Raw genomic sequence first — 23070 nt, forward strand, 5'->3', positions numbered from 1 at the left:
TCCCAGCGCCATCGCAGTACCCGAAAGGCCGCCTCCGGGCGGCCTTTCTTTTTGCCCATGCGCCTGGGGTCTGGCGCCGGGGCCACCGCGGAAGCGACGCTCGCTTTCCCGGTGACGACGGCGCCTGAATAACCATCACCGCTCGAGGCGCCAGTTCAGGGAGGCGGCGTTCTCGTTGCCGGATTCGATGCTGACGTCGAAGCCGCGGGTGAGCAGGTACTTGAGCGTGACCACCTGGCCGGTGCCGATCAGCGACACGCCGTAGCTCAGGAACAGCCGCGGCGAGACGTACTTGCCGACGGTGAAGGTGGCGCCGCCGAGGTTGCGCGAATCGACCACGCCGGCTTCGTCCAGGCCCAGCTGCGCGCCGATCTGCTGCGCCACCAGGTTGCCGCCGGCGCCGAGCGCCATCGCGGCGGCGTTGAGCTGCTGGCCCTCGTTGCCGGTGGTGGTGCCGATCGGGCGGCCGAACACCAGCCACGACAGCGCTTCGCTGGTGTCCATCGCCGGGTTCGAGATGACCGTGGTCTGCGGGCGGCGCGCGGTGCCGCGCACCTGCACGCCGACGGTGACGCGGTCGAACTCACGCTCGGCCCGGATGTCGAGGGTGGGGTTGTCGTAGGGCGAGTTCGCGAAGCCCAGGCGCGCGCGTTCGATCTGCAGCGACTGGCCGTAGGCGCGGTAGCTTCCGCTGACGTCGAGCGTGCCGGTGGCGGTGGCGGGGCGGCCGGGGCGTTCGCGCAGGGCCAGCGAGCCGCGCATGCGGCCGTCGAGTCCGAAGCCCTTCAGGCGCACGTCGTCGCCCAGCGCCACGGTGAAGCGCATGTCCAGCGGCATCCGGCGCTCGCGCGGGCCATCGATCGGATCGAGCACCACCACGTCGTCGGACACGGTGGCGCTGCTGTCGAGCGCCTCGAGGTCCATGCGCGCCTCGGGCACGTCCATGCGCCCGCGCAGCTCGAGCTGCCGGTCGTGCAGGCGCAGCGTGATGTCCGGGCTGGCGATGACGTAGAACTCGGCGGTGCTGGCGAGGGTGACGCGCTCGCCCTGCAGCACCAGCTGCAGCGGCGCCTCGCGGTCGCGGAAATTGAGGCTGCCGTCGAAGCGCAGCAGGCCCTCGCCCGAGCGCAGGCTGCCGTCCAGGCGCGCGCTGCCGTCGACGTCGCCGACCAGGGTGAACTCGCCGTCGGCCAGCTTCAGGCCCAGGCCCGGCAGCTCGGCCGCGAAGCCGCCGAGGCGGGCCTGGCCGGAGATTTCCGGCGCGTCGCGGCGGCCGGCGAGCGCGAGCCGGCCCTGCAGGCGTCCGACCGGCGACGCGAGGTCAGGCGAAAAGAGCTCGAGCCAGGCGAGATCGCGGACGTCGAGCACCAGCTGGCCGTCCATCGTGGATGCCGGGTCGAGGCCGCTGCGCAGCGTGGCCGATATGCGGCCCGCGTCGGCCAGCGCGGCCTCGAGCCGGGCGTCGAGCTGGTCGCCGGCCAGCGTGGCCTGCAGCGACAGCGCGGTGTAGCCGAACACCTCGCGCTGCGCCTGCGGGCTCAGGCGCAGGCTGCCGCGTTCGGAATCCACGCGCGCCTCGCCGCGCCAGCGGCCGTCGCGGCCGCGCTGGCCGTTGGCACGCAGGTCGAGCGTGCCGTCGGCGAACAGCGGCAGCGCGTCGTCCTGCGGCAGCCAGGGCTGGGCGAGGGCGAGCGGCAGCGCCTCGCCTTCGAGATCGAAGCGGTCACCCGTGGCGCTGGCGCAGAGCCGGCCACCGGCGTCGGCCACCAGGCAGCTGCGCGCCAGGCGCAGGCCCGCGGGGCCGTAGCGAAGGTCGGCGCCGCCCTGCAGCGAGAGTTGGGGGCCGGGCTTCGGGGTCAGCGCGAGCGTGTCCAGCTGCGCGCGCCACTCGGCCCCGGTGCGCGTGATGTCGCCGGCGAGCGCGAGGTCGCCATCCGGGCCGGTCGCGCTGGCGTCGAGCGCGAACGCAGCCTGGCTGCCGCGGGCGTGCAGGTCCAGCGTGTCCGCGGCCAGGTTGGCGAGGCCGAAGTCCGTGGCCTGCAGCCGCAGGTCGCCGCCCGCGCCGCGTGCGGGCAGGCGGCCCGACAGCGAAACGGCGTCGGCCGTGGCGCCGCCCCACGCGAGGTCGCGGCCCGCGAGCGCCGCATCGATGTCGGGCGCCGCCGCCGGACCGCGCACCGAGAGCGTGCCTTCGATGCGGCCGCGGCCGTCCGCCACCAGGTCGGCCAGCTGCAGCGGCGCGAACCGGGCCTGCAGGTCGTAGCGATCGCCGAACCCGCCGCGCGCCTCGACCTGGCTGTCGCCGATGCGCAGCGCGGCGTCGAGTTCGCCGCGCTGGCCGTTCCAGTCGGCGCGCGCCCGGCCGCCCAGCGCGCGGCCGCGCAGCTGGCCCGCGAGGCCGTCGAGCGAGGCGCGGCCCTGCCAGCGGCCATCGTCGGATTGCGTCGCATCGAGCACCAGCTGGCCGCTCACCGCGCCCGGATAGTCGGGCAGGAAGTAGCCCGGGTCGAAGCCGCCAAGCGCGGCGTCGAGCCGTACCGCCACGCCGGGCGACCACGCGACCTGGCCGCGGCCGTCGAGCTGGCCGCCGGGCGTGCGCACGCGCAGCGTGTCCAGCGCGAGCTGCCGCGCGTCGCCGCGTCCGGCCAGCGTGACGTCGGCCCGTTCGCCGGCGCGCACCAGCGCCACGTCGCCGGCGATTTCCCAGGCCTCGAAGCGGCCGCGCGCGGTGACTTCGCCGGAAACATCCACCGGCAGGGCGTCGGCCCCGGCGGTGGTGGGACGCTGGCGCCAGCGTTCGGTGGCCAGGCGCAGGTCGAAGCGCGGGGATTCGCCCTCGACCTCGAGGTCGCCGGCCACCACGACCTCGCCGTTCTCGTGCTGCAGTCGCAGCGGATCGGCCTGCAGCCGGCCGGCGGCGAGCGTGAGCTTCGACGGCAGCACGTCGAGCGCGAGTTCGCCCTGCGCGAACCGACCTTCGACCTCGGCCAGGCCGCCGGACCCGCGGGCGTCGAGCTTGAACGCCACCGCTTCGCCTTCGCCGAACCCGAACCGCGCCGGCAGCAGCCCGGCCGATTCCGCCGACAGCGTCCAGGCCGGCGCCGGGCCGGCACCGTCCTCGAACGCCAGCGACAGCGCGCTGCGTTCGGACAGCGTGCCCGCGGCCTCGAGGGCAAAGCGGTCGAGGTCGCCCTGGCCGTCGAAGGCCAGGCTCGCGGCGGGCAGGGCGTCGGTGGCCGGCAGGTCGAGCCGGCCCTTCAGCTGCGTGCGGAAATTCCGGTCCGGCAGGTATTCGCCCGACAGCGACAGCCGGCCGGCTGCGTGCGTTGCCTCGAGCGCGCCGACCCGGAGGCCGCCCTCCATCAGGCGCAGGTCGCTGCCCTCGGCGCGGACCAGCGTCCACGGCGGGGACTCGCCCTGGCGCAGCACGAAGCCATCGATCACGAAGCGCTTGGCGCGCAGGTCCAGCGGCACCGCCAGCCGCGGCAGGACCTCCGGCCACTCCGGCAGCGCGAACGGCGTGTCTTCCCCGGGCGCGAGGATCAGCTCGGCGCCGTCGACCTCCAGCGCCTCGAGCTGCAGCCGCCGACCCAGCGCCGGCAGCACGCGCGCATCGAGCAGCACGCGGCGCGCGCGGAACTCCAGGCCTTCCTGCCGATACACCACGTCATGCAGCACCAGCGGTCCGGACACAGTGCCCTCGGCGCGCGAGTACTGAAGCGACTCCGGCGGCAGCGTCCGCAGCAGCCGGCCCAGCAGCTCATCGCGGCCACCGCTGGTCGCCAGCAGCCAGAACAGCAGCACGCCGGCCGCCAGCACCAGCAGCACGCCGCCCCCGCCCACGCGCCGGCCCCAGCGCCGGGCGAAGGAACGCGGCGGGCGCGGCGCGGCCGTCACAGATCGGGCCCGATGTTGAGGTGCAGGCGCACCGACTGCTGCGCCGCGTCGCCGAAGCCATGCGCCACGTCCAGCCGCACCGGACCCACCGGCGAGCGCCAGCGCAGGCCGACGCCGGCGCCGATCTCCCAGTCGTAGGCGTTGAAGTCATCGAAGGCATCGCCCGCGTCCACGAACACGGCGGCGCCCCAGGTGCGGTTGAACATGCGCTCGACCTCGGCGCTCACCACCATCAGGTGCTTGCCGCCGAACACCAGGCGCTGGCCGTCCGCCGCTTCGAAGAACTGGCCGATCTCCTGGTAGCCGTAGCCGCGCACACTGCGGTCGCCACCCGCGTAGAAACGAAGCGACGGCGGGAAATCGGGGAAGTCGTCGCTGACCGTGGTGCCGGCCTCGGCGCGCAGCAGCACGCGGTTGCGCCGGCCGAAGCTGCGCACCATCCGCCCTTCGGCGCGCAGCTGCAGGAAGTCGATGTCCGAGCCCAGCGCGGTGCTGCCCGCGCGCAGCTCCAGTTCGAGCGACTGCGCGCTGCGCGGGTAGAGCGCGTTGTCGCGGTCGCCCCACTTCGCCCACAGCGAGGGATAGACCAGGCTGCTGTAGCTGCGGTTCTCGCCGGTCACCGAGTCGTCGAAGCGCTCGCGCCGGTAGTTCAGGCCCGCCACCAGCTCCCAGTTGCCGATCCGCCCGCTGCGGCTGCCCACCAGTTCGATCAGCTCGCTGTCGATGAAGTCGAAGGGCTCCTCGCGCACGCTGGCCGCCACCGTGTACCAGCCGTCGAGCCAGGCGAAGGCCGGGATGCGGTACTGCACCGTGAGGTCGTTGCGGCGCTCGGCCAGGCTGACCTGGCTGCGCAATTTGTGGCCGCGATTGTTCACCCAGCGCCGCTCGAGCCCGGCGGTGACGCCCGCGCCGGTGTCGGTGCCGAAGCGCAGGCCGGCCGAATAGATGCTGCGCTTGGCCGGCGCCAGCGATACCTCCACCGGTACCGTGAGGTCGTCGCCTTCGGCCGGCTCCGGCTGGATGTCGATGGCGCTGAAGTAGTCGAGTTCGGCGAGCGACGTCTGCAGCGCCAGCAGCTCGGACTGCTGGTAGGGATCGCCCGGCTCCCATGGCACCAGGTTCTCCAGCAGCCCCGGGCGGAACGGGTGGCCTTCGAAGCGCGCCTCGCCGAAGCGGTGGCGCTCGCCGCTGCGCCAGGCCAGGGTGATGTCGGCGCTGCGCTGGGCGCGGCTGACCTCGACGCGATGGGTCTCGAGTACGGCGTCGAAATAGCCCCGGGCCGCCAGGCCGGCGTCGATCTGGGCCTTGCCGGCTTCGTACACGCCGTGGTCGAAGGGCTGGCCCTCGCGCGGGCGCAGCCGCTGCAGTCGCCGGGTGATCGCCGGGTCCTCGCCGGCCGGGCCGTCGATGCGCAGGTCGCGCCCGCGCACGCGCACCGGCTCGCCCGCGTCCACCTGCACGATCACGGTGACGACTTCGCCCTCGCGCACCAGCTCGGTCACGACCTTGGGGTCGTAGTGGCCGAAGGGCTCCAGCGCCTCGCGGGTCTCCCGCGGCACCTGGCGCAGCAGGTAGGACAGCCGGCTTTCAGTCAGCGCCTTGCGGCGGTTGGGGTTGAGCCGCTGGATCGACAGCGTGTCGTCCACGTTGTCGCGCATGTCCTCGTCGTCCAGCCCGCGCACCTCGACCGCGCGCAGCTCCAGCGCCGAACCGGGGGCGGGCAGCAGCAGGGCGCAGGCAAGCAGGGCGGGCGGCAGGAGCGGGGGGAGGCGGCGCGCGTTTGGCATGTGGCCCAAGAATACCCGGCGGCCATGTTCTTGCCTTGCGAGGAAACGGTTGCGAAACGGTTCCGATGCAAATAAGATTGATTCGCATTAGCTAGCCGCAACGGCCAAGCCAGCAATACGTCCGCAGGAACTCCACTGATGTCCATCCCGACCCCGTCGGCCGGCCGCTGGCCGGCGCCGCGCCTCGTTTCGCTCGCCATCGCCTCGGTGCTGGCTGCCGCCGCTCCCCTGGCCCTGGCCACCGCCGCCACGGAGGCCGCGGGCCGCGAAACCCCGGCCCAGCCCGACGGCGCCCACCGCGCCACCCGCCTCGACGGGGTCGAGGTCACCGGCGAGCGGATCGAGAAGGCCGCGTCGCCCAAGTACACCGAGGCACTGGTGGATACCCCGCAGACGATCACCGTCGTGGACAAGGCGACGATGGACCAGCAGGGCCTGGTCACCCTGCGCGAGATCCTGACCACGCTGCCGGGCATCACCTTCGGCGCGGGCGAGGGCGGAGGCGGCTACGGCGACAGCATCAACCTGCGCGGCTTCAGCGCCAATGCCGACCTGACCGTGGACGGCGTGCGCGACAGCGCCCAGTACACCCGCTCGGACAACTTCAACCTTGAGTCGCTGGAGCTGGTCAACGGCGCGAACTCGGTGCATTCCGGCGCCGGTTCGGTCGGCGGCAACATCAACCTGGTCAGCAAGGTGGCGATGCTGGAGGACTTCAGCGCGTTTTCGGCCGGCGCGGGCACCGACGGCTACGGCCGGCTCACGGCGGACAGCAACCATCGGCTCGGCGAGGCCAATGCGCTGCGCCTGAACGCGATGGTCCACCAGAACGACGTGCCGGGCCGGGACTTCGAGTCGTTCGAGCGCTGGGGCTTCGCGCCCTCGCTGGGGCTCGGCCTGGATTCCGACACGCGCCTCACCCTGGGCGCGCTGGTGCAGCGCGACGACAACGTGCCGCAGTACGGCGTGCCGTACTTCCCTGCCTACGGCGGCCTGCTGCCCGGCGCCGACCGCGAGGGTTACTACGGCTACCACAACCTCGACCGCCAGGAGATCGCCAACGACACGGTGACCGCGGTGTTCGAGCATGACTTCAGCGCCGACCTGCACCTGCGCAGCCTCGCGCGCTACCAGGCGGTCGACCAGACCACCGTGGTGGACGCCGTGCAAGGCACCTGGTGCCTGGACAGCGGCATCAACCCGGCTACCGGCGCGGCCTGCGCGGCGCCCGGCACCTACCAGCCCAGCGGTCCGCGCGGCCTTCGGCGCGACACCGAAAACCGCCTGTTCGCGAGCCAGACCGACCTGACCGCGCGCTTCAAGACCGGCGGCGTGACCCACGCGCTGGTGGCCGGCGTCGCCTTCACCCGCGAAACCTTCGAGCTCGACACCGGCAACGTGCTGCGCAACGCCGACGGCAGCCCGGCGCCGCTGCCGGTGATGGACCTGGGCCATCCGGACTCACGCTGGACCGGGCCGGTGAACTATTTCCGCACCGGGAAGTCGTCCGGCACGCTCGGGAACCAGGCGATCTACGTGTTCGACACGCTGGGCTTCGGCGAGCGGTGGCTGCTGAACCTCGGCGCGCGCTACGAGCGCAACGAGGGCGCCAACCACAGCTGGACGGTGAAGACCTACTCGGCTGCCGCCGGCGCCGACAACACCGGGTTGGGTTCGCTGGTGGCGCGCGGCCCGGACTTCCGCAGCGACGAGGACCTGTTCTCGTGGCGCGGTGGCCTGGTCTTCAAGCCTTCGGAGAACGGCAGCGTTTACCTGAGCTACGCCAACAGCAACACGCCCTCGAAGGCGTCCGTGAACGGCGCCTGCAGCGCCGCCACCTGCGGCGTGGATCCGGAAGAGGCGCGCAACCTCGAGCTGGGCACCAAGTGGGACGTGCTCGGCGGCCGCCTCGCGCTGACGGCGGCGGTGTTCCGCAACGAGCGCACCAATTACCGCGTCGCCGACTTCGATCCGGCCAACCCGAGCGGCGAGCAGCAGCTGGACGGTCAGGCGCGCGTGGACGGCGTGTCGCTCGGCATCGCCGGCGAGCTGACCGACCAGTGGTCGGTGTTCGCCAACGCCACCCTGCTCGACAGCGAGGTGCTGCAGTCGGTGTCCGACTACTGCCTGGCCAATCCCGGCCTCAACGGCTGCACCAACACGCCCGCGAACCCGGATCCGCAGCGGGGCCAGCGCATCATCAACACGCCCGAGCAATCCGCCAGCGCCTGGACCACCTACGCCTTCGCGCCGGACTGGACGGTGGGCTACGGCATCACCTACCAGGGCGGTTTCGACGGCGGCCGCGTCGCCGGCCTGCCGGACGTCAAGAGCCACACCACGCACCGGGCGATGCTGGCCTGGGCGGTGAACGGAACGCTGGCGCTGCAGCTCAACGCCAACAACCTCTTCGACAAGCAGTACTTCACCCGCGTGCGCAACAACGGCTGGGCCACACCCGGCGAGGCGCGCTCGCTAGTGCTGACCGCCAACCTCGCCTTCTGACCCATCCACGGCAGGCCCGCGGCGACGCGGGCCCACCCGGAGCCTGAGCATGCTGCTGCACATCCCGAACGTGCTGTCCGCCGACGAGGTGGCCTATTTCCGAAGCAGGCTGGCGGGCGCCGGCTGGGCCGACGGCAAACGCACCGCCGGTTACCAGTCCGCGCAGGCCAAGGACAACGCCCAGCTGCCCGAGGCCGACCCGGTGGCGCGCGAGCTGGGCGGCCGCGTGCTCGATGCGTTGGGCCGCAGCCCGCTGTTCTTCAGCGCGGTGCTGCCGCGGCGGATCTTCCCGCCGCTGTTCAACCGCTACGCGGGCGGGCAGTCGTTCGGCTTCCACGTCGACAACGCGATCCGCTACGAGCGCGGCGCGAACGGCGCGCAGGTGCCGGTGCGCACCGACGTCTCGACCACGCTGTTCCTGAGTTCGCCCGACGAGTACGACGGCGGCGAACTGGTGATCCAGGACACCTACGGCACCCAGCGCGTGAAGCTGCCCGCCGGCGACCTCGTCGTGTACCCGGGCACCAGCCTGCACGAAGTGACGCCGGTGACGCGCGGCGCGCGCCTCGCCAGCTTCTTCTGGACCCAGAGCCTGGTGCGCGACGCCGGCCAGCGCCGCGAGCTGTTCGAACTCGACCGCGCGATACAGCGGCTCACCGTCGCCGCGCCGGGCGATCCCGCGCTGGTGCAGCTCACCGGCGTGTACCACAACCTGCTGCGCCGCTGGTCGGACGCCTGAGGGAACCCATGCTGCGCAAACTCATCTTCCAGACGCATTGGCTGCTCGGCATCACCGCCGGGCTGGTGCTGGCCCTCGTCGGCGTGACGGGCGCCGTGCTGTCGTACGAGCAGCCGCTGTTGCGCGCGCTCAACCCGGGCGTGATGACCGTTTCCGCCGAGGGCCGGCAGGCGCTGGCGCCCACGGTGCTGCTGGCGCGCGTGCAGGCGCAGCACGCGATGCCTGCGCAGGCGCTCACGCTGTCCGCGGACCCCACGCGGGCGGCGCGCGTCAGCTTCGCGCCGACGCCGGGCGCCGCCGCGGCGCCGGGCGGCCGCGCGCGCGGCGAGACGCGCTACGTCGACCCGTACACCGGCGCGCTGCTGCCGAAGCCCCGCGGCGAAGCCTTCTTCCGCACCACCATGCAGCTGCATCGCTGGCTGGCCGCGGGCGAGGTGGGCAAGCAGATCGTCGGCGCCTCCACGCTGGCGCTGGTGTTCTTCTGCGTGTCGGGGATCTACCTGCGCTGGCCGCGGCGCTGGACCAGCCCGCGCGCATGGCTGCACCTGGACGGGGCCCTCACCGGCCGCCGCTTCCTATGGCACCTGCACTCGGTGGTGGCCACGTGGCTGCTGCTGCCTTACCTGGTCATGGCCCTGAGCGGGCTGTACTGGTCCTACGGCTGGTACCGCGAGGGCCTGCTGGCGCTCAGCGGCACGCCGGACAACGCGCAGCGCGGGCCGCCGGCCGCCGCGGGCCGGGGTGAAGCCGGGGGCGGTGCGCCGGACGTGGACGTGGCGGCGGCCTTCGCGTCGTTCGAAGGCGCCGTGCCGGCCTGGTCCACGGTGACGCTGCGGCTGCCGGCCGCGGCCGGGCAGCCGCTCGAATGGAGCTACCAGGATCCCGCGCCGCCGCACGAGCGCGCCAACAACCGGCTGGTGCTCGATCCCGCCACGCTGGCGGTGGCCGCGCACGAGCGTTATCTCGACAAGCCGATCGGCCAGCGCCTGATGGCGGGCATCTTCCCGCTGCACAGCGGCAGCTGGTTCGGCGGGATCGGGCTGTTCGTGTTCTGCGTGGCCAGCCTGGCGATGCCGCTGTTCACCGTCACCGGCCTGCAGCTCTACCTCGATCGCCGCGCGAAGAAGCGCGCCGGGCTGGCGCGCCGGCGCGAGCGCGAGCAGGCGCGCGCCCGCGCGCCCTCAGCTGGCTGAGAGCTGCTCCACCGCCGCCACCTTGGCGAAGCGGTCGGCGATGAGCTTGAGCAGCGCCAGGCGGTTGTCGCGCACCGCGGCGTCGTCGGCCATCACCATCACCCGGTCGAAGAAGTTGTCGACCGGGCCCTGCAGCTCGGCCAGGCGCTTGAGCGTGCCGACGTAGTCGCGCTGGGCCAGCAGCGGGTCGGTGTCGGCGAGGGCCTTGGCCAGCGCGCCGTGCAGCGACTGCTCGGCGGGCTCGACCAGGCGCGCCGGATCCACGGCGGCCGGGATCGGCGTCTCGACCTTGCGCAGGATGTTGCGGATGCGCTTGTTCGCGGCCGCCAGCGAGCTGGCCTCGCGCAGGCGCGCGAAGCCGGCGATCGCCTTCAGGCGCTTGTCGAAATCGAGCAGGGAGGCCGGCCGCACGTCGGCCACGGCGTCGAACTGCGTGCCCGGCACGCCCTGGTCGGCGTAGTAGCCGCGCAGGCGGTCGAGGATGAAGTCCTCCAGCTCCTTCGCGTCCAGCGAGACGCCCGCCGGCAGCGACTTCGCGGCGATCGCGACCAGCGCCGGCAGGTCGAGCTCCAGCCCGCCCTCGATGATCGTGCGCGCCAGGCCCAGCGCGTTGCGGCGCAGGGCGAACGGGTCCTTGTTGCCGGTCGGCTTCAGGCCCGCGGCGAAACCGCCGGCCAGGCTGTCCAGGCGCTCGGCGATAGCCAGCACGCGGCCCAGCGGCGAGTAGGCGATGGCGTCGCCGGCGAAGCGCGGCTGGTAGGCCTCGTCGATCGCCCGGGCCACGGCCTCGGGCTCGCCCGCGGCGGTGGCGTAGTAGCGGCCGGCGATGCCCTGCAGCTCGGGGAACTCGCCGACCATGCGGCTCTGCAGGTCGGCCTTGGCCAGCGCGGCGGCGCGGCGGGCGGCGGCTTCGTCCATGCCCAGCGCCTTCGCCAGCGCGGCGGCCAGCTCGGCCACGCGCGCCGTCTTGTCGGCCAGCGTGCCCAGCTTCTGCTGGTAGGTAACCGAGGCCAGGCCTTCGGCCATCGCCGGCAGGCCCTGCTTGAGGTCTTCGTCGAAGAAGAACTGCGCATCGGCGAAGCGCGGGCGGATCACGCGCTCGTAGCCCTTGCGGATCTCGGCCGGGTCCTTGCTGTCGAGGTTGGCGATGCCGATGAACTTCTCGCTCAGCTTGCCGTCGGCGCCGTGCACCGGGAAGAACTTCTGGTTCGCCTCCATCGTCGAGACCAGCGCCTCGTGCGGCACCCGCAGGAAGCCGGGCTCGAAGCTGCACAGGATGGCCTTGGGCCACTCGACCAGGCAGTTCACCTCCTCGAGCAGCTCGGCCGGCACGCGGGCCTGGCCGCCGGCTTCGCGCGCGGCGGCGGCGATCTCGGCGCGCACGCGCTCGCGGCGCTCGCGCGGGTCGGCCAGCACGTGCGCCTCGCGCAGCGCCTGCAGGTACTCGCCGGCGTCGTTGAGCCAGACGCCCTTGCCGTGGTGGAAGCGATGGCCGCGGCTCATGCGGTCGGCCTTCAGGCCCAGCACTTCGCCGGGCGCGACGTCGCGGCCGAGCAGGATCACCAGCCAGTGCACCGGGCGCACGAAGGCGATGTCGCGGCTGCCCCAGCGCATCGGCTTCGGGATCGGCAGGCCCTTGAGGGCCTCGGCGGTGATCTCGGCGAGCAGGTCGAGGGTGGCCGCGCCGGGGCGCGAGCTGCGGGCGACGAAGCGCATGCCCTTGGCGTCGGTGACGCGGTCGAGCTTCTCCCAGGCGATGCCGTTCTTCTGCGCGAAGCCGAGCAGGGCCGGGGTCGGCTTGCCCTCGGCATCGAGGCCGATGTTCATGTACGGGCCCAGCACTTCGCTCTGCTGCTGCGGCTGCTGCACGGCCACGGCCGGCAGGAACACCGCCAGGCGGCGCGGCGAATACAGCGGGCCGGCGCGCAGGTCGCTGGCGTCGGTGCGCACGTCGATGCGGCGCGCGGCCAGGCCCTTGAGCACGCCGTCGTAAAACGCCTGCGCCAGGTCGGGCAGGGCCTTGGGCGGCAGCTCCTCGGTGCCCAGTTCGATCAGCAGCGGCAGATGGTCAGCCATGGGCGGCCTCCTGGTTCTTGAGGCCCGGGAAGCCGAGCTTCTCGCGCTGGGCGTAATAGGCTTCGGCGCAGGCGCGCGACAGCGTGCGCACGCGCAGGATGTAGCGCTGGCGCTCGGTGACCGAGATCGCGCGGCGGGCGTCGAGCAGGTTGAACGAGTGGCTGGCCTTGCAGACCTGCTCGTAGGCGGGCAGCGGCAGGCCGGCCTCGACCAGCTTCAGCGCCTCGGCCTCGCAGGCGTCGAAGCGGTGGAACAGCTCGGCCACGTCGGCGTGCTCGAAGTTGTAGGTGCTCTGCTCGACTTCGTTCTGGTGGTAGACGTCGCGGTAGGTGACGTCGCCCTGCGGGCCGCGGGTCCAGACCAGGTCGAAGACGTTGTCCACGTTCTGCAGGTACATGCACAGGCGCTCGAGGCCGTAGGTGATCTCGCCCGTCACCGGGCGGCACTCCATGCCGCCGGCCTGCTGGAAGTAGGTGAACTGGGTGACTTCCATGCCGTTGAGCCAGACTTCCCAGCCCAAGCCCCAGGCGCCCAGCGTCGGCGATTCCCAGTTGTCCTCGACGAAGCGCAGGTCGTGCACCAGCGGGTCGATGCCCAGCGCCTTCAGCGAGCCGATGTACAGGTCGAGGATGTCGTCCGGGTTCGGCTTGAGCACCACCTGGTACTGGTAGTAGCGCTGCAGGCGGTTCGGGTTCTCGCCGTAGCGGCCGTCGGTGGGGCGGCGGCAGGGCTGCACGTAGGCGGCGCGCCAGGGCTCGGGGCCCAGCGCGCGCAGGAAGGTGGCGGGGTGGAAGGTGCCGGCGCCGACCTCGAGGTCGAGCGGCTGGACCAGGACGCAGCCCTGGTCGGCCCAGTACTGGTTGAGCCTCAGGATCAGTTCCTGGAAGGTGGGTGCGCTCATCGCGGATTCGCCCTGTCGATTCAGCGCGCTAGTATAGCGGCGAACCCCCGCACGGCCCGCGACACGCCCGATGAAACCTTTCCTGATCCTCGAGACCGGGCGGCCCCTGCCGCAGCTGCGCCGGCACGGTGGCTTCGGCCACTGGATCCGGGTCGCCGCCGGGCTGCACGCCCGCGACGTCCGCCACTGCCACGTGCTCGACGGCGAGGCGCTGCCCGACGCGGCCGACTACGCCGGCGTGCTGGTCACCGGCTCGGGCGCCATGGTCACCGAGCGGCTGGACTGGAGCGAGCGCACCGCCGACTGGCTGCGCGACGCCGCCCACGCCGGCCAGCCGCTGTTCGGCATCTGCTACGGCCACCAGCTGATCGCGCATGCCTTGGGCGGCACGGTCGACTACAACCCGCGCGGCCGCGAGATGGGCACGGTGCCGGTGGCCGCGGCGCCGACCGCCGCCGACGACCCGCTGTTCGCGGGGCTCGGCGCCTTCGACGCCCAGACCACCCACCTCCAGACGGTCACCGCCCCGCCCCCGGGCGCCGCGGTGCTGGCGCGCTCCGAACGCGACGACTGCCAGGCCTTCCGTTGGGGCGAGGCGGCCTGGGGCGTGCAGTTCCACCCTGAATTCAGCACCCACATGATGCGCGGCTACATCCAGGCCCGCGCTGATGCGCTGGCCGCGGAAGGCAGCTGCCACCGCCAGCTGCTGGCGGAAGTGAAGCCGGCCCCGCTGGCGCGCCGGGTGCTTCGTCGTTTCATCCACGTGGCGCATGCGCGCGCCCGCAGCAGGAAATCCGCATGACCGCACGTTCCGTAAGCATGGCCGCCCCCTTCCGTTGGTTCATGAGGGCGCTCGACGCCGGGCGGCGGCAGCCGCGGGCCCTGTTCGGTGGCTTCGCGCTGCTGCTGGCCGTGGGCATGGTGCCGTCCGTGCTGCAGCTGGCCGCCCAGGCGCTGTTCCCCGCCTCGCCGGGCGCGCTGATGGTGGCCTACGGCGCGGTGATCGGCCTGAGCCTGGTGCTGATGCCGCCGCTGAGCGGCGCCGCGTTCCGCCTGCTGCACGACTGCGAGACGGGCCGGCCCGCCGCCGCGACCGATCTCTTCAACGGCTACCGCGACCGCGACTTCGCGGTGCGGATGGTGATGACCGCGCTGCTGCTGATGGTGGCCTACCTCGCGGTATTCGCCCTGCTGTTCACGGTGGTGCCGGGCAAGGAGTTCTTCTCCGAGCTGTTCGCGCGCGCGGCCGCCACGCCGCCCGGCGGGCAGCCCGACATGACCGGCATGCCGCCGCTGCCGCCCAGCTTCCTGCTGTGGCTGCTGGCGGCGTCGGCCTTCCTGGTGGTGCTGGGCAATGCCTACATGCTGGCCTTCGCCCACGCCGCGATGGCCGGGCAGGGCGCGGTGGGTGCGGTGGGCGGCGGGCTCGCGGCGACGCTGCGCAACCTGCTGCCGCTGGTCGGCTTCTTCATCGTCGCCATGGTCGTTGGCTTCGTGCTGGTGCTGGTCTTCGCGCTCGTGGCCGGCCTGGTGGCGGGCTTGCTGGGCCTGGTCAGCCCGGTGCTGGCGATGGCCGTGATCGTGCCGCTCTACCTGGTCCTGATGCTGGTGATTTACGTGGTGATGTTCGGCTTCTACTACCACGCGTGGCGCGAGATCTTCGGCGAGGTCGCCGACGGCCCGGTGGACGCGCTGGAAGCCTGATTCGCGTCGCTCAGAGGCCGCCCTGCGCGACCTCGACGATGAGCTGCACGTAGCGCAGCCCGATGAAGCCGACCGCGCCGAAGAACAGCGCGACCTGCAGCAGCAGCCAGCTGCGGCCGCCGCGCGGCATCGCCGCCGGGGCGCCCGGCGCCAGCTCGACCCGGGTGCCCGCGAGGTAGTCGTGCAGGGCGCGCCTGCCGGGCGAGAACGCCGACAGCGCGTGGCCCAGGTGCAGGGCGAACCAGCTCGGGATGCCGGCCACGAAGCGCAGCGCGATCCGGCCCGGCCCGCAGCGCGCGCCCTGGAGGTCGGTGACGCGCAGGCCCAGCAGGCGCTTGCCCGGGCTGGCCTGCCAGCGCGAGCTCTCGAACGCCACGAACCACGCGGCCGCGATCGCGAACAGCACCAGCGACACCGCCAGCACCAGCCAGAGCAGCTCGCCGGCCAGCCCGGTCATCTCCGCGCGCAGCACCTCGTCGCCGGTGAACAGGCCGAGCTGGCGCAGCGGTTCGTCGCCGCGCGCCTGCGACAGGTCCAGCAGGTCCCAGATACGGGACTGCAGCGTCTGCAGGCCCTGGTCGAAAACGAACCAGGCGTCTTGCAGCCGCGGCCACAGCAGCGGCAGCGCCAGCAGGCTGATGGCGCTGGCGTCGGCGCTGTAGGCGGCGTAGCGGCGCCAGAAGCCGGCCGGCGGGTTCATGCGATCAGCTGGCGGCCCGCGCCGGGCGCAGCATGGCGCCGGCGAGGATGCCCAGCTCGTAGAGCAGGCACATCGGGATCGCCAGCATCAGCTGGGACACCACGTCGGGCGGGGTGATGATCGCGGCCAGGATGAACACGCCCACGATCACGTAGCCCCGCGCCTCGCGCAGCTGCGCCGGCGTCACCACGCCCAGCACCACCAGCACCACCACGGCGACCGGCAATTCGAAGCTCAGGCCGAAGGCGAGCAGGATCACCAGCACGAAATCGAGGTAGCGCGAGACGTCGGGCGCCATCGCCACCGTATCCGGCGTGAACATGGCCAGGAAGCCGAACACCGTGGGCAGCACCAGGAACCAGGCGAACGCGCAGCCGATGTAGAACAGCAGCACCGCCGCCAGCAGGATCGGCCGCGCCAGCCGCTTCTCGTTCTGGTACAGGCCGGGCGCCACGAAGGCCCAGGCCTGGTATAGCAGCCAGGGCATCGACGCCAGCAAGGCCACGAAGAAGGCGAGCTTGATCGGGATGAAGAAGCCGCCCGCCACGTCGATGGCCTGCAGCGTGCCGCCGGTGGGCAGCTTGGCCACCAGCGGCTGCGCGAACAGGTTGTAGAGCTCCTTGGCGAACGGCACCAGCGCCAGGAAGACCACCAGCACCGCCGCCACCCCGCGCATCAGGCGCGCGCGCAGCTCCAGCAGGTGGCCCATCAGCGATTCTTCGGCCGGGGCGCTCATGGCTTGGACGCCCCGGGCCGCTTGGTGGCTTCGGCGTCCGCCGGCACGTCGTCCGGGGTCAGCTTGAACGGCTCCGGGTCGCTGTAGAACTCGAAGTCCGGCCCGGGGTCCGCGGCGGGAACGGGTTCAGATTCAGTTCCCGGTTCGGCCGCGGCGACAGTCGACGTGTCCGTCCCGGGAACTGAACCTGACCCCGTTCTTGGCGGGATGTCCTGCAGCGCGGTGTCGGCATCGGCCTTGGCCAGCGCCTCGGCATCGCGGACGCCCTCGCTGGCGGCCTGGCCGGCGGCGGTGACTTCCTTGCCGACGGCCTCGAGTTCGGTGCGCAGGTCCGCGGCCGGGTTGCCGACGCTGCGCTTGAGTTCGTCGGCGGCCATCTCGCGCTCGAATTCGGCCTTGACCGAATACCACTGCGCCCGCGCCTTGCGCACCCACAGCCCGGTGTAGCGCGCCGCCTTGGGCAGCCGCTCGGGCCCGAGCACGACCAGGGCCACGACCGCGATGATCAGCAGTTCGCTGAAGCCGATGTCGAACATGGCAAGGGTGCCGGCGCGGGGCCGGGACTCAGGAGTCCTTGCGCTGGCTGTCCTGGCGCGAGGTCTCGTCGGACGGCATGTCGCGCTTCTCGCTGCCGATCTGCGACGGCGGCTCGTCCTTGCCCTTCAGGCCTTCCTTGAAGCCCTGGATGCCTTCGCCCAGGTCCTTGCCGACGCCCTTGAGCTTCTTGGTGCCGAACACCAGCACCACCACGACCAGAACGATGAGCCAGTGCCAGATGCTGAAGCTGCCCATGGGGGTTTCCCTGCGTTGATCCGATGCCGGGAAGGATAGCGCAGCCGGCCCGCGGCTGCGCTGCCCGTTGGTCACTGGGCGAGGGTGTTTTCTTCCAGGCGGTCGCGGAACAGCACCAGCGCGTCCGGGGCGGCATTGGCGCGGCCCTCGAAGATGGCCCGCGGGGTGGTGTTGGGGCCGTAGGCGCGCTGGTTGGCGCGGTGGTCGATGCGCAGCACGGTGCCGTCCAGGGCCACGCCGGCGAACAGGCCGCGGGCGCGCGAGTAGCTGTAGATCTCGGCCTTGAGCTGCTCGTCGGTGGCGGCCTGGGCGGTGCGGCCGACCGGGCCGGCGGCCACGCTGGCGTCGGCGCCGAGGGTGAACTTGCCGTTGACGATGTTGTCCACGCCGCGCGGGCTGCGGAAGACCAGGATCACGTCGGAGGACTGCACGCCGGCCTGGAAGCCGATGCTGCCGCCGCCGAGCTTGATGAAGCTGGGGTTGGACCAGGTGCCGTCCGGGCTGCGCACCGAGATCAGGCCCTTGCCGCCCCGGCCGCCCAGCACCAGGCCGGCCTTGACCACGTCGGGGATGACGGCGATGGCGTGGGCGTCGGTGAACATCTTCTCCGGCACCGCGGTTTCCGGGATGCGCATGATCTCGCCGAGCACGCGGGCGGCGTCGTTGGCCTTGGCGTCTTCCTTCTCGCCGGCACGGGCCGGGGCGGCGAAGGCGATCAGCAGGGCGAGGGCGGCGGCGAGCGGGGCCAGCAGGCGATTCATGGGGGACCTCCGGGAACGAGCGACGGGACGAGTATGGCTTCGCGCCATGAACCGGGCGTGAGCCGTGCCTTCATTCCGGCGATGATAGTTTGTGTTCCCCTCACCCGGACAGCGACGCATGACCCCGCCCTATCGCGATGCCCCCGCCGCCACCGGCCCCGGCAAGACCGCCGTGCTGCTGGTCAACCTGGGCACGCCCGACGCCGCCACCCGGCCGGCGGTGAAGCGCTACCTGGCCCAGTTCCTGCACGACCACCGCGTGGTCGAACTGACCCGCTGGCTGTGGTGCCCGATCCTGCACTTCATCATCCTGCCGCTGCGCTCGGGCAAGGTGGCGAAGAAGTACGCCTCGATCTGGATGGAGGGCGGCTCGCCGCTGCTGGTGCACACCCAGCGCCTGGCCAGGGCGATGCAGCACTCGCTGCCCGACCTGCCGGTGCGGATGGCGATGCGCTACGGCAACCCGTCCATCCCCTCGGTGCTGCGCCAGCTCGAGGCCGAGGGCATGACGCGCCTGCTGGTGCTGCCGCTGTATCCGCAGTATTCGGCCAGCACCAGCGCCACCGTGCTCGATGCGGTGAACAAGGAAATCTCGACCTGGCGCCGCGTGCCCGAGCTGCGCTTCATCGCCGACTACCACGACGACGGCGGCTGGCTCGACGCGATGGAATCGCGCATCCGCGCGCACTGGGACCTGCGCGGCCGCGCCGACAAGCTGCTGTTCTCCTTCCACGGCCTGCCCAAGCGCTTCGAGCGCGCCGGCGATCCCTACCCGCGCCAGTGCGAGGCCGGCGCGCGCCTGCTGGCCCAGCGCCTGGGGCTGTCGGAGAACGAATGGTTCCTGACCTACCAGTCGCGCTTCGGCCGCGAGGAATGGCTGCAGCCTTACACCGACAAGACGCTGGAGCAGTGGGGCAAGGACGGCGTGGGCACGGTGGACGTGGTCTGCCCGGGCTTCGCGGCCGACTGCCTGGAGACGCTGGAGGAAATCGCTGTCGAGAACGACGAGGTCTTCCGCCACGCGGGCGGCAAGCAGCTGCGCTACATCAGCGCGCTGAACGAAGAGCCGGGCCACGTCGCCGCGCTGGCCGCGCTGGCCCGCCGCCACCTGCAGGGCTGGCCGCACTGATGCCGGGCGGCGGGCTGCGCGAGATCCGGCTCGAATCCCCGCGCGGCGAACTGGCGGCGCTGCGTGGCGGCACCGCCGGCGGCCCGCGCCTGCTGTGCCTGCACGGCTGGCTGGACAACGCCGCCAGCTTCCTGCCGCTGGCGCCGGAGCTGGCCGACTTCGACCTGGTGGCGCTGGACCTGCCGGGGCACGGCGCCTCGGCGCACCGTGCGCCGGGCCACGATTACGCTTTCGCGGACTGGATCCACGACGTGCTCGACGCGCTCGACGGATTGGGCTGGGACCAGGCCGACCTGCTGGGTCATTCGATGGGCGGCGCGATCGCCTGCGCGGTGGCGGCCGCGGCGCCCTCGCGGGTGCGGCGCCTGGCCCTGGTCGAAGCGTTGGGCCCGATCGCCGGTGATCCGGCCGCGGCCGGCACCCGCCTGCGTGATGCCGTGACGGCGCGCCGGGCGCTGGCGGCAAGGGCGCCGCGGGTCATCCCCGCCATCGACACCGCGGTGGCGGCCCGGCTCGCGGCCAGCCGCATGACGCCGGAGGCCGCGCGCCTGATCGTCGAGCGCAACCTGCGCCGGGTCGAGGGCGGCCACGCCTGGCGCAGCGACCCGCGGCTCACGCTGCCCAGCCAGCTGCGCCTGACCGAGGAAACGGTGCAGGCCATGCTGCGCGCGATCGAAGCGCCGGTACTGGTGGTGGCGGCCGATCCGTCGCCGCCCTACTTCACCCCGGACGTGCGCACGCAGCGCCTGGCCTGCCTGGCCGACGGCGCGCTGGAGGTGATCCCGGGCGGGCACCACCTGCACATGGAGCAGGCGGCGCGGGTGGCGGAACCCCTGCGGCGGTTCCTGGCGGGCTAGTTCGCGGCCTGCAGGCTCAGCGACACCACCGACTGGCCGTCGAGGTCGTCGCGCAGGTTCACCAGCAGGCTGCGGCCGTCCTTCTCGAAGCCCAGCATCGAGCCGTCGGCGCCCTGCATGGACATCGTTTCCTTCCAGCCGGCGCCGGACTGGCCGCTGCGCATCTGGGAAAAAATTTCCGAAGCCGGCTCGGGGCTGCGCAGCACGACCGAGGTGGCCGGGCCCATCGTCATCACCGACATCACCTGGTAGTCGCCGGGCAGGGTGATGTCGGTGGGGAAGCCGTCGGGCAGCGGCACGTTCTCGCCGCTGCTGTGGACCAGTTCGCCCTGCTCGGTCTGCGCGGTGACGCGGTGCACGCCATCCTCGTTCTCGATGTCCACCTCGGCGCCGGTGCTGGCTTCCAGCGCCTGCTCGGCCAGCGCCTCGGAGGCGGCTTCTTCGGAATTGCCGCAGCCCGACACCAGCAGGGCGAGCAGGGCGGCGGACAGCAGGGTGCGGTGGCTGGACATGGTGGGCTCCGGACGGGGCGGGTCCCGCGCGGGAACCCTTCAGCGGATCAAACGCGCAAGCCGCCCCTTCAAGGCCAAGCCGTCGCCGCGCAGGTAGTCGCGTTCTTCCCGCCAGCCGGGCCAGCGGGCCTCGACCTCGCGCCAGAAGGCGCGGGAATGGTTGGCGTGGACCAGGTGGCAGAGCTCGTGCACCAGCACGTATTCGAAGGCCGAGGGGCGGCCCAGCACCAGGCTCAGGTCGAGCTTGAGCTCGTCGCTGGGGCTGAGCGAACCCCACAGCGAGGACAGCGGCCGCAGCGTGAACTGCCGCGGCGCGCGCGGCAGGCCGGGCAGGTAGCGCGGCAGCCAGGCGCCGAGGTCCTGGCGCGCCTGCTGCTGGTAGAAGTCGCGCAGGCTGGCCTTGAGCTGGGCGTCGCTGGCCCGTTCAGGCAGCTGCAGCACGATGCCCTCGTCTTCCAGGCGGGTGCGGACGTAGCGGCCTTCGCGCCAGTGCACCGGCACCTCGCCGCCGCGCAGCGGCAGGGCGTCGGTGCCGCCGCGCACCAGCGGCGGTTCGGCCAGGGCGGGCTGGCGATCGAACTGGGTGGCGAGCCAGTCGCGGTGTTCGTGCAGGAAGGACAGCGCCAGGCGCTCGGACACGCCGCGCGGCAGGGTGAGCCGCGCGCCCTTCTCGGTGACGATCAGCCGCAGGCGGCGCGCGCGCGGATCGCGGACCCAGCGCACGTCCACCTCGCGCCCGTCGGCCAGCGCGAGCGGACGCAGCTCGACGGCGGGCGGGGCGGGGCGGGTGAGCTTGAGGAACATGCTGCGACTTTAGCCGGAAGCAGCCGAAAGAATGTAGGAGGGACTTCAGTCCCGAAGCTTTTCTCCGAAGAGCTTCGGGACTGAAGTCCCTCCTACAGGGGCGCGGCTCAGGCCTCGGCGGGGCTGAGCTTCAGGGCCGGCTCGAGCACGGCGAACAGGCGCTTGAGCTCGCCGGCCATCAGCGCGTAGCGGGCGTCGAGTTCGGCGTGCAGGCCGTCGCGTTCGGTGCCTTCGAGCTGGTCGACGACGCCGTCGAGGAACTTGAGCTTGCGCACCACCAGGTCGTCGCCGAGCACGAAGCTGACGTGGTCGTCGAGCACCAGCGCCAGCTTGCTGACCTGCTTGCCGGACTCCAGGTGCTTCTTGATCTCGTCGCACAGCAGCTCCTGGCGCTGGCACTTCACCACCGCGCCGCCGTCGATGGGGTCCTTGAGCTCGCACTCGTCGCCCAGCACCAGGCCGGCCGGCAGCGGCTCGCCGGCGATCCAGCCGGTGAGCACGGCGCGCGCCGACACTTCGGCGTTCAGCGGCAGCGCCGGGAAGCTGCCGAGCGCGTGGCGCAGCTCGGACACCACCGACTCGGCCGACTTCTTCGAGCTCGCGTCCACGGCGATGAAGCCGTGCTGCAGGTCGAGCGTGGCGTTGGTCTGCACCGGCCGCACGAAGGCGCGCGGCAGCAGCTCCATCACCAGGTCTTCCTTGAGCCGCTTGCGGGCGCGGCCGCCGAGCTTGCGACCCTCCTTCTCCTCCATCGCGGCGATGCGCTTGCCCAGCTCGTCGTTGACGACGGCGCCGGGCAGCAGGCGGTCTTCGCCGCCGAGGGTGATCCAGATCGCGTCGCCGACGCGGTGGCTCATCGCCTCGGCGTCGCGGCCGAAGGGCGGGATGAAGCCGCGCGACATCAGCTCGGACGGACCGACCGGCTTGAGCCGGCACTCCTCCAGGCGGGCATCGAGTTCAGCGAGGGACTTGGCGACGGTGGTCGGGAAGCGGAAAAACGTCAAATTACGAAAGAACATCAAGTTTCCAGTGCAGAAGTATCGGGGTCGCCGGCGAGCCAGGCGTGGGCGTCGGGCAGGGGCGCGTCGGAGTGGCGGCCGAGGGCGGCGAAGTCGAACAGGCTGGCGTCGGCCAGCTGCGAGGGTCGCACGTCGGCCAGCGCCTTGGCGATGGTTTCGATGCGGCCCGGGCTTTCCTTCTCCCACGCGGCCAGCATTCTTCCTACCTGCTTGCGCTGCAGGTTCTCCTGCGAGCCGCAGAGCGTGCAGGGGATGATGGGGAACTGCTTCCAGTCGGCGTACTCGATCAGGTCGGCCTCGCGGCAGGTGATCAGCGGGCGGATCACCACGTGCTCGCCGTCGTCGCTGGCCAGCTTGGGCGGCATCGAGGCCAGCTTGGCGTGGTGGAACAGGTTCATGAAGAAGGTCGCCACCAGGTCGTCGCGATGGTGGCCCAGCGCGATCTTGGTGAAGCCGTTCTCCTTGGCGTGCCGGTACAGCGCGCCGCGGCGCAGGCGCGAGCACAGCGAGCACATGGTCTTGCCCTCGGGCACCACGCGCTTGACCACCGAGTAGGTGTCCTGCTCGATGATGGTGAAGGCCACGCCGATCGAGCGCAGGTAGTCGGGCAGCACGTGCTCCGGGAAGCCAGGCTGCTTCTGGTCGAGGTTCACCGCCACCAGCTCGAAGCGCACCGGCGCCTTCTTCTGCAGCTGCAGCAGGATGTCGAGCATGGTGTAGCTGTCCTTGCCGCCGGACAGGCAGACCATCACCTTGTCGCCCTCCTCGATCATCCCGTAGTCGGCGATGGCCTGGCCGACCTGGCGGCGCAGCCGCTTCGCCAGCTTGTGGCGCTCGTGGCTGGCCTTGCGCGGCAGGGGGTCGTGGAGGGGAAGCGTCATGCCGGCCATTTTAGTCGCTTTCCCTATGGGAGGGACTGTAGGAGGGTCTTCAGGCCCGAAGCTTTTCGGCGAAAGGC

The 23070-nt window shown here is 72.1% G+C and carries 19 protein-coding genes and 1 pseudogene; 7 read left to right on the top strand and 13 right to left on the bottom strand.

The features are described 5' to 3' along the window. Positions 1 to 135: 135 nt before the first annotated feature. Both N787_RS07115 and N787_RS07120 read right to left on the bottom strand, forming a co-directional pair. On the bottom strand, positions 136 to 3843 hold the full coding sequence (locus tag N787_RS07115) for a translocation/assembly module TamB domain-containing protein (RefSeq protein ID WP_156968946.1): 3708 nt from the start codon (positions 3841 to 3843) through the stop codon (positions 136 to 138). Positions 3844 to 3893: 50 nt separating this feature from the next. Beyond that, a complete protein-coding gene (locus tag N787_RS07120; protein WP_052575239.1) occupies positions 3894 to 5684 on the bottom strand; it encodes an autotransporter assembly complex protein TamA in 1791 nt (596 codons plus the stop codon). 207 nt (positions 5685 to 5891) lie between these two features. Between N787_RS07120 and N787_RS07125 the strand changes: the two genes are divergently transcribed. From N787_RS07125 to N787_RS07135, 3 genes are read left to right on the top strand one after another with little or no spacing between them, the layout of a single operon-like run. Continuing rightward, entirely contained in the window at positions 5892 to 8189 is a 2298-nt protein-coding gene (locus tag N787_RS07125; RefSeq protein WP_425387855.1) for a TonB-dependent receptor, read from the top strand. Between the two features lie 49 nt (positions 8190 to 8238). Continuing rightward, complete coding sequence (locus tag N787_RS07130) at positions 8239 to 8928, top strand: Fe2+-dependent dioxygenase (RefSeq protein ID WP_034212123.1); 690 nt, start codon at positions 8239 to 8241, stop codon at positions 8926 to 8928. Between the two features lie 8 nt (positions 8929 to 8936). Next, positions 8937 to 10121, top strand: coding sequence for a PepSY-associated TM helix domain-containing protein (locus N787_RS07135; protein ID WP_052575241.1), 1185 nt, complete (start codon positions 8937 to 8939; stop codon positions 10119 to 10121). Here N787_RS07135 and glyS read toward each other — a convergent pair. Continuing rightward, the gene (gene glyS / locus N787_RS07140) at positions 10110 to 12197 is read right to left on the bottom strand and encodes a glycine--tRNA ligase subunit beta (RefSeq protein ID WP_034212124.1); all 2088 of its coding nucleotides are present in this window, start codon (positions 12195 to 12197) and stop codon (positions 10110 to 10112) included. The genes N787_RS07135 and glyS overlap by 12 nt on opposite strands. After that, positions 12190 to 13098, bottom strand: coding sequence for a glycine--tRNA ligase subunit alpha (glyQ, locus tag N787_RS07145; RefSeq protein WP_034212126.1), 909 nt, complete (start codon positions 13096 to 13098; stop codon positions 12190 to 12192). Before glyQ ends, glyS begins: the two co-directional genes overlap by 8 nt. A 70-nt stretch (positions 13099 to 13168) precedes the next feature. On the opposite strand from glyQ, the gene N787_RS07150 reads away from it, so the two are divergent. Both N787_RS07150 and N787_RS07155 read left to right on the top strand, forming a co-directional pair. Beyond that, positions 13169 to 13900, top strand: coding sequence for a glutamine amidotransferase (locus tag N787_RS07150; protein WP_034212128.1), 732 nt, complete (start codon positions 13169 to 13171; stop codon positions 13898 to 13900). Then, positions 13897 to 14802: a hypothetical protein gene (locus N787_RS07155; protein WP_156968947.1), complete on the top strand. Its 906-nt coding sequence runs from the start codon at positions 13897 to 13899 to the stop codon at positions 14800 to 14802. Before N787_RS07150 ends, N787_RS07155 begins: the two co-directional genes overlap by 4 nt. Before the next feature lie 10 nt (positions 14803 to 14812). Here N787_RS07155 and N787_RS14295 read toward each other — a convergent pair whose 3' ends face one another. The 5 genes and pseudogenes from N787_RS14295 to N787_RS07180 form a co-directional block, all read right to left on the bottom strand. Continuing rightward, a complete protein-coding gene (locus N787_RS14295; RefSeq protein WP_052575242.1) occupies positions 14813 to 15502 on the bottom strand; it encodes an RDD family protein in 690 nt (229 codons plus the stop codon). Between the two features lie 4 nt (positions 15503 to 15506). After that, positions 15507 to 16238: a twin-arginine translocase subunit TatC gene (gene tatC, locus N787_RS07165; RefSeq protein WP_034212132.1), complete on the bottom strand. Its 732-nt coding sequence runs from the start codon at positions 16236 to 16238 to the stop codon at positions 15507 to 15509. Further along, on the bottom strand, positions 16235 to 16774 hold the full coding sequence (gene tatB, locus N787_RS14690) for a Sec-independent protein translocase protein TatB (RefSeq protein ID WP_084590688.1): 540 nt from the start codon (positions 16772 to 16774) through the stop codon (positions 16235 to 16237). The genes tatC and tatB overlap by 4 nt, the downstream gene beginning before the upstream one ends. A gap of 28 nt (positions 16775 to 16802) precedes the next feature. Beyond that, positions 16803 to 17030, bottom strand: a complete 228-nt coding sequence (gene tatA / locus N787_RS07175) for a Sec-independent protein translocase subunit TatA (protein WP_034212134.1) — start codon at positions 17028 to 17030, stop codon at positions 16803 to 16805. 77 nt (positions 17031 to 17107) lie between these two features. Beyond that, positions 17108 to 17782 (bottom strand): annotated as a pseudogene (locus N787_RS07180) (lipid-binding SYLF domain-containing protein); the annotation flags it as partial. A gap of 127 nt (positions 17783 to 17909) precedes the next feature. Between N787_RS07180 and hemH the strand changes: the two are divergent. Further along, positions 17910 to 18920, top strand: a complete 1011-nt coding sequence (hemH, locus tag N787_RS07185) for a ferrochelatase (protein WP_052575244.1) — start codon at positions 17910 to 17912, stop codon at positions 18918 to 18920. Then, positions 18920 to 19777, top strand: coding sequence for an alpha/beta fold hydrolase (locus N787_RS07190; protein ID WP_052575245.1), 858 nt, complete (start codon positions 18920 to 18922; stop codon positions 19775 to 19777). The genes hemH and N787_RS07190 overlap by 1 nt, the downstream gene beginning before the upstream one ends. On the opposite strand, the gene N787_RS07195 is transcribed toward N787_RS07190, so the two are convergent. The 4 genes from N787_RS07195 to ttcA form a co-directional block, all read right to left on the bottom strand. Further along, on the bottom strand, positions 19774 to 20289 hold the full coding sequence (locus N787_RS07195; protein ID WP_034212136.1) for a hypothetical protein: 516 nt from the start codon (positions 20287 to 20289) through the stop codon (positions 19774 to 19776). The two genes, N787_RS07190 and N787_RS07195, sit on opposite strands and share 4 nt — an antisense overlap. Positions 20290 to 20328: 39 nt before the next feature. Further along, entirely contained in the window at positions 20329 to 21093 is a 765-nt protein-coding gene (locus tag N787_RS07200; protein WP_034212138.1) for a M48 family metallopeptidase, read from the bottom strand. Between the two features lie 107 nt (positions 21094 to 21200). Then, positions 21201 to 22112, bottom strand: a complete 912-nt coding sequence (locus N787_RS07205; protein ID WP_034212140.1) for a recombination-associated protein RdgC — start codon at positions 22110 to 22112, stop codon at positions 21201 to 21203. Beyond that, entirely contained in the window at positions 22112 to 22993 is an 882-nt protein-coding gene (gene ttcA / locus N787_RS07210; RefSeq protein ID WP_034212142.1) for a tRNA 2-thiocytidine(32) synthetase TtcA, read from the bottom strand. The genes N787_RS07205 and ttcA overlap by 1 nt, the downstream gene beginning before the upstream one ends. Positions 22994 to 23070: the final 77 nt, after the last annotated feature.

The organism is Arenimonas metalli CF5-1, assembly GCF_000747155.1.
GTDB classification, from domain to species: domain Bacteria; phylum Pseudomonadota; class Gammaproteobacteria; order Xanthomonadales; family Xanthomonadaceae; genus Arenimonas; species Arenimonas metalli.

What these genes read in the sequence shown, in the direction of transcription:
- tatC (WP_034212132.1), bottom strand. Translation starts at nt 16,238, where the DNA reads ATGAGCGCCCCGGCCGAAGAATCGCTGATGGGCCACCTGCTGGAGCTG.
- N787_RS07120 (WP_052575239.1), bottom strand. Translation starts at nt 5,684, where the DNA reads ATGCCAAACGCGCGCCGCCTCCCCCCGCTCCTGCCGCCCGCCCTGCTT.
- N787_RS07200 (WP_034212138.1), bottom strand. Translation starts at nt 21,093, where the DNA reads ATGTTCCTCAAGCTCACCCGCCCCGCCCCGCCCGCCGTCGAGCTGCGT.
- N787_RS07195 (WP_034212136.1), bottom strand. Translation starts at nt 20,289, where the DNA reads ATGTCCAGCCACCGCACCCTGCTGTCCGCCGCCCTGCTCGCCCTGCTG.
- glyS (WP_034212124.1), bottom strand. Translation starts at nt 12,197, where the DNA reads ATGGCTGACCATCTGCCGCTGCTGATCGAACTGGGCACCGAGGAGCTG.
- hemH (WP_052575244.1), top strand. Translation starts at nt 17,910, where the DNA reads ATGACCCCGCCCTATCGCGATGCCCCCGCCGCCACCGGCCCCGGCAAG.
- N787_RS07130 (WP_034212123.1), top strand. Translation starts at nt 8,239, where the DNA reads ATGCTGCTGCACATCCCGAACGTGCTGTCCGCCGACGAGGTGGCCTAT.
- ttcA (WP_034212142.1), bottom strand. Translation starts at nt 22,993, where the DNA reads ATGACGCTTCCCCTCCACGACCCCCTGCCGCGCAAGGCCAGCCACGAG.
- N787_RS07150 (WP_034212128.1), top strand. Translation starts at nt 13,169, where the DNA reads ATGAAACCTTTCCTGATCCTCGAGACCGGGCGGCCCCTGCCGCAGCTG.
- N787_RS07155 (WP_156968947.1), top strand. Translation starts at nt 13,897, where the DNA reads ATGACCGCACGTTCCGTAAGCATGGCCGCCCCCTTCCGTTGGTTCATG.
- tatB (WP_084590688.1), bottom strand. Translation starts at nt 16,774, where the DNA reads ATGTTCGACATCGGCTTCAGCGAACTGCTGATCATCGCGGTCGTGGCC.
- N787_RS07190 (WP_052575245.1), top strand. Translation starts at nt 18,920, where the DNA reads ATGCCGGGCGGCGGGCTGCGCGAGATCCGGCTCGAATCCCCGCGCGGC.
- tatA (WP_034212134.1), bottom strand. Translation starts at nt 17,030, where the DNA reads ATGGGCAGCTTCAGCATCTGGCACTGGCTCATCGTTCTGGTCGTGGTG.
- glyQ (WP_034212126.1), bottom strand. Translation starts at nt 13,098, where the DNA reads ATGAGCGCACCCACCTTCCAGGAACTGATCCTGAGGCTCAACCAGTAC.
- N787_RS07135 (WP_052575241.1), top strand. Translation starts at nt 8,937, where the DNA reads ATGCTGCGCAAACTCATCTTCCAGACGCATTGGCTGCTCGGCATCACC.
- N787_RS07205 (WP_034212140.1), bottom strand. Translation starts at nt 22,112, where the DNA reads ATGTTCTTTCGTAATTTGACGTTTTTCCGCTTCCCGACCACCGTCGCC.
- N787_RS14295 (WP_052575242.1), bottom strand. Translation starts at nt 15,502, where the DNA reads ATGAACCCGCCGGCCGGCTTCTGGCGCCGCTACGCCGCCTACAGCGCC.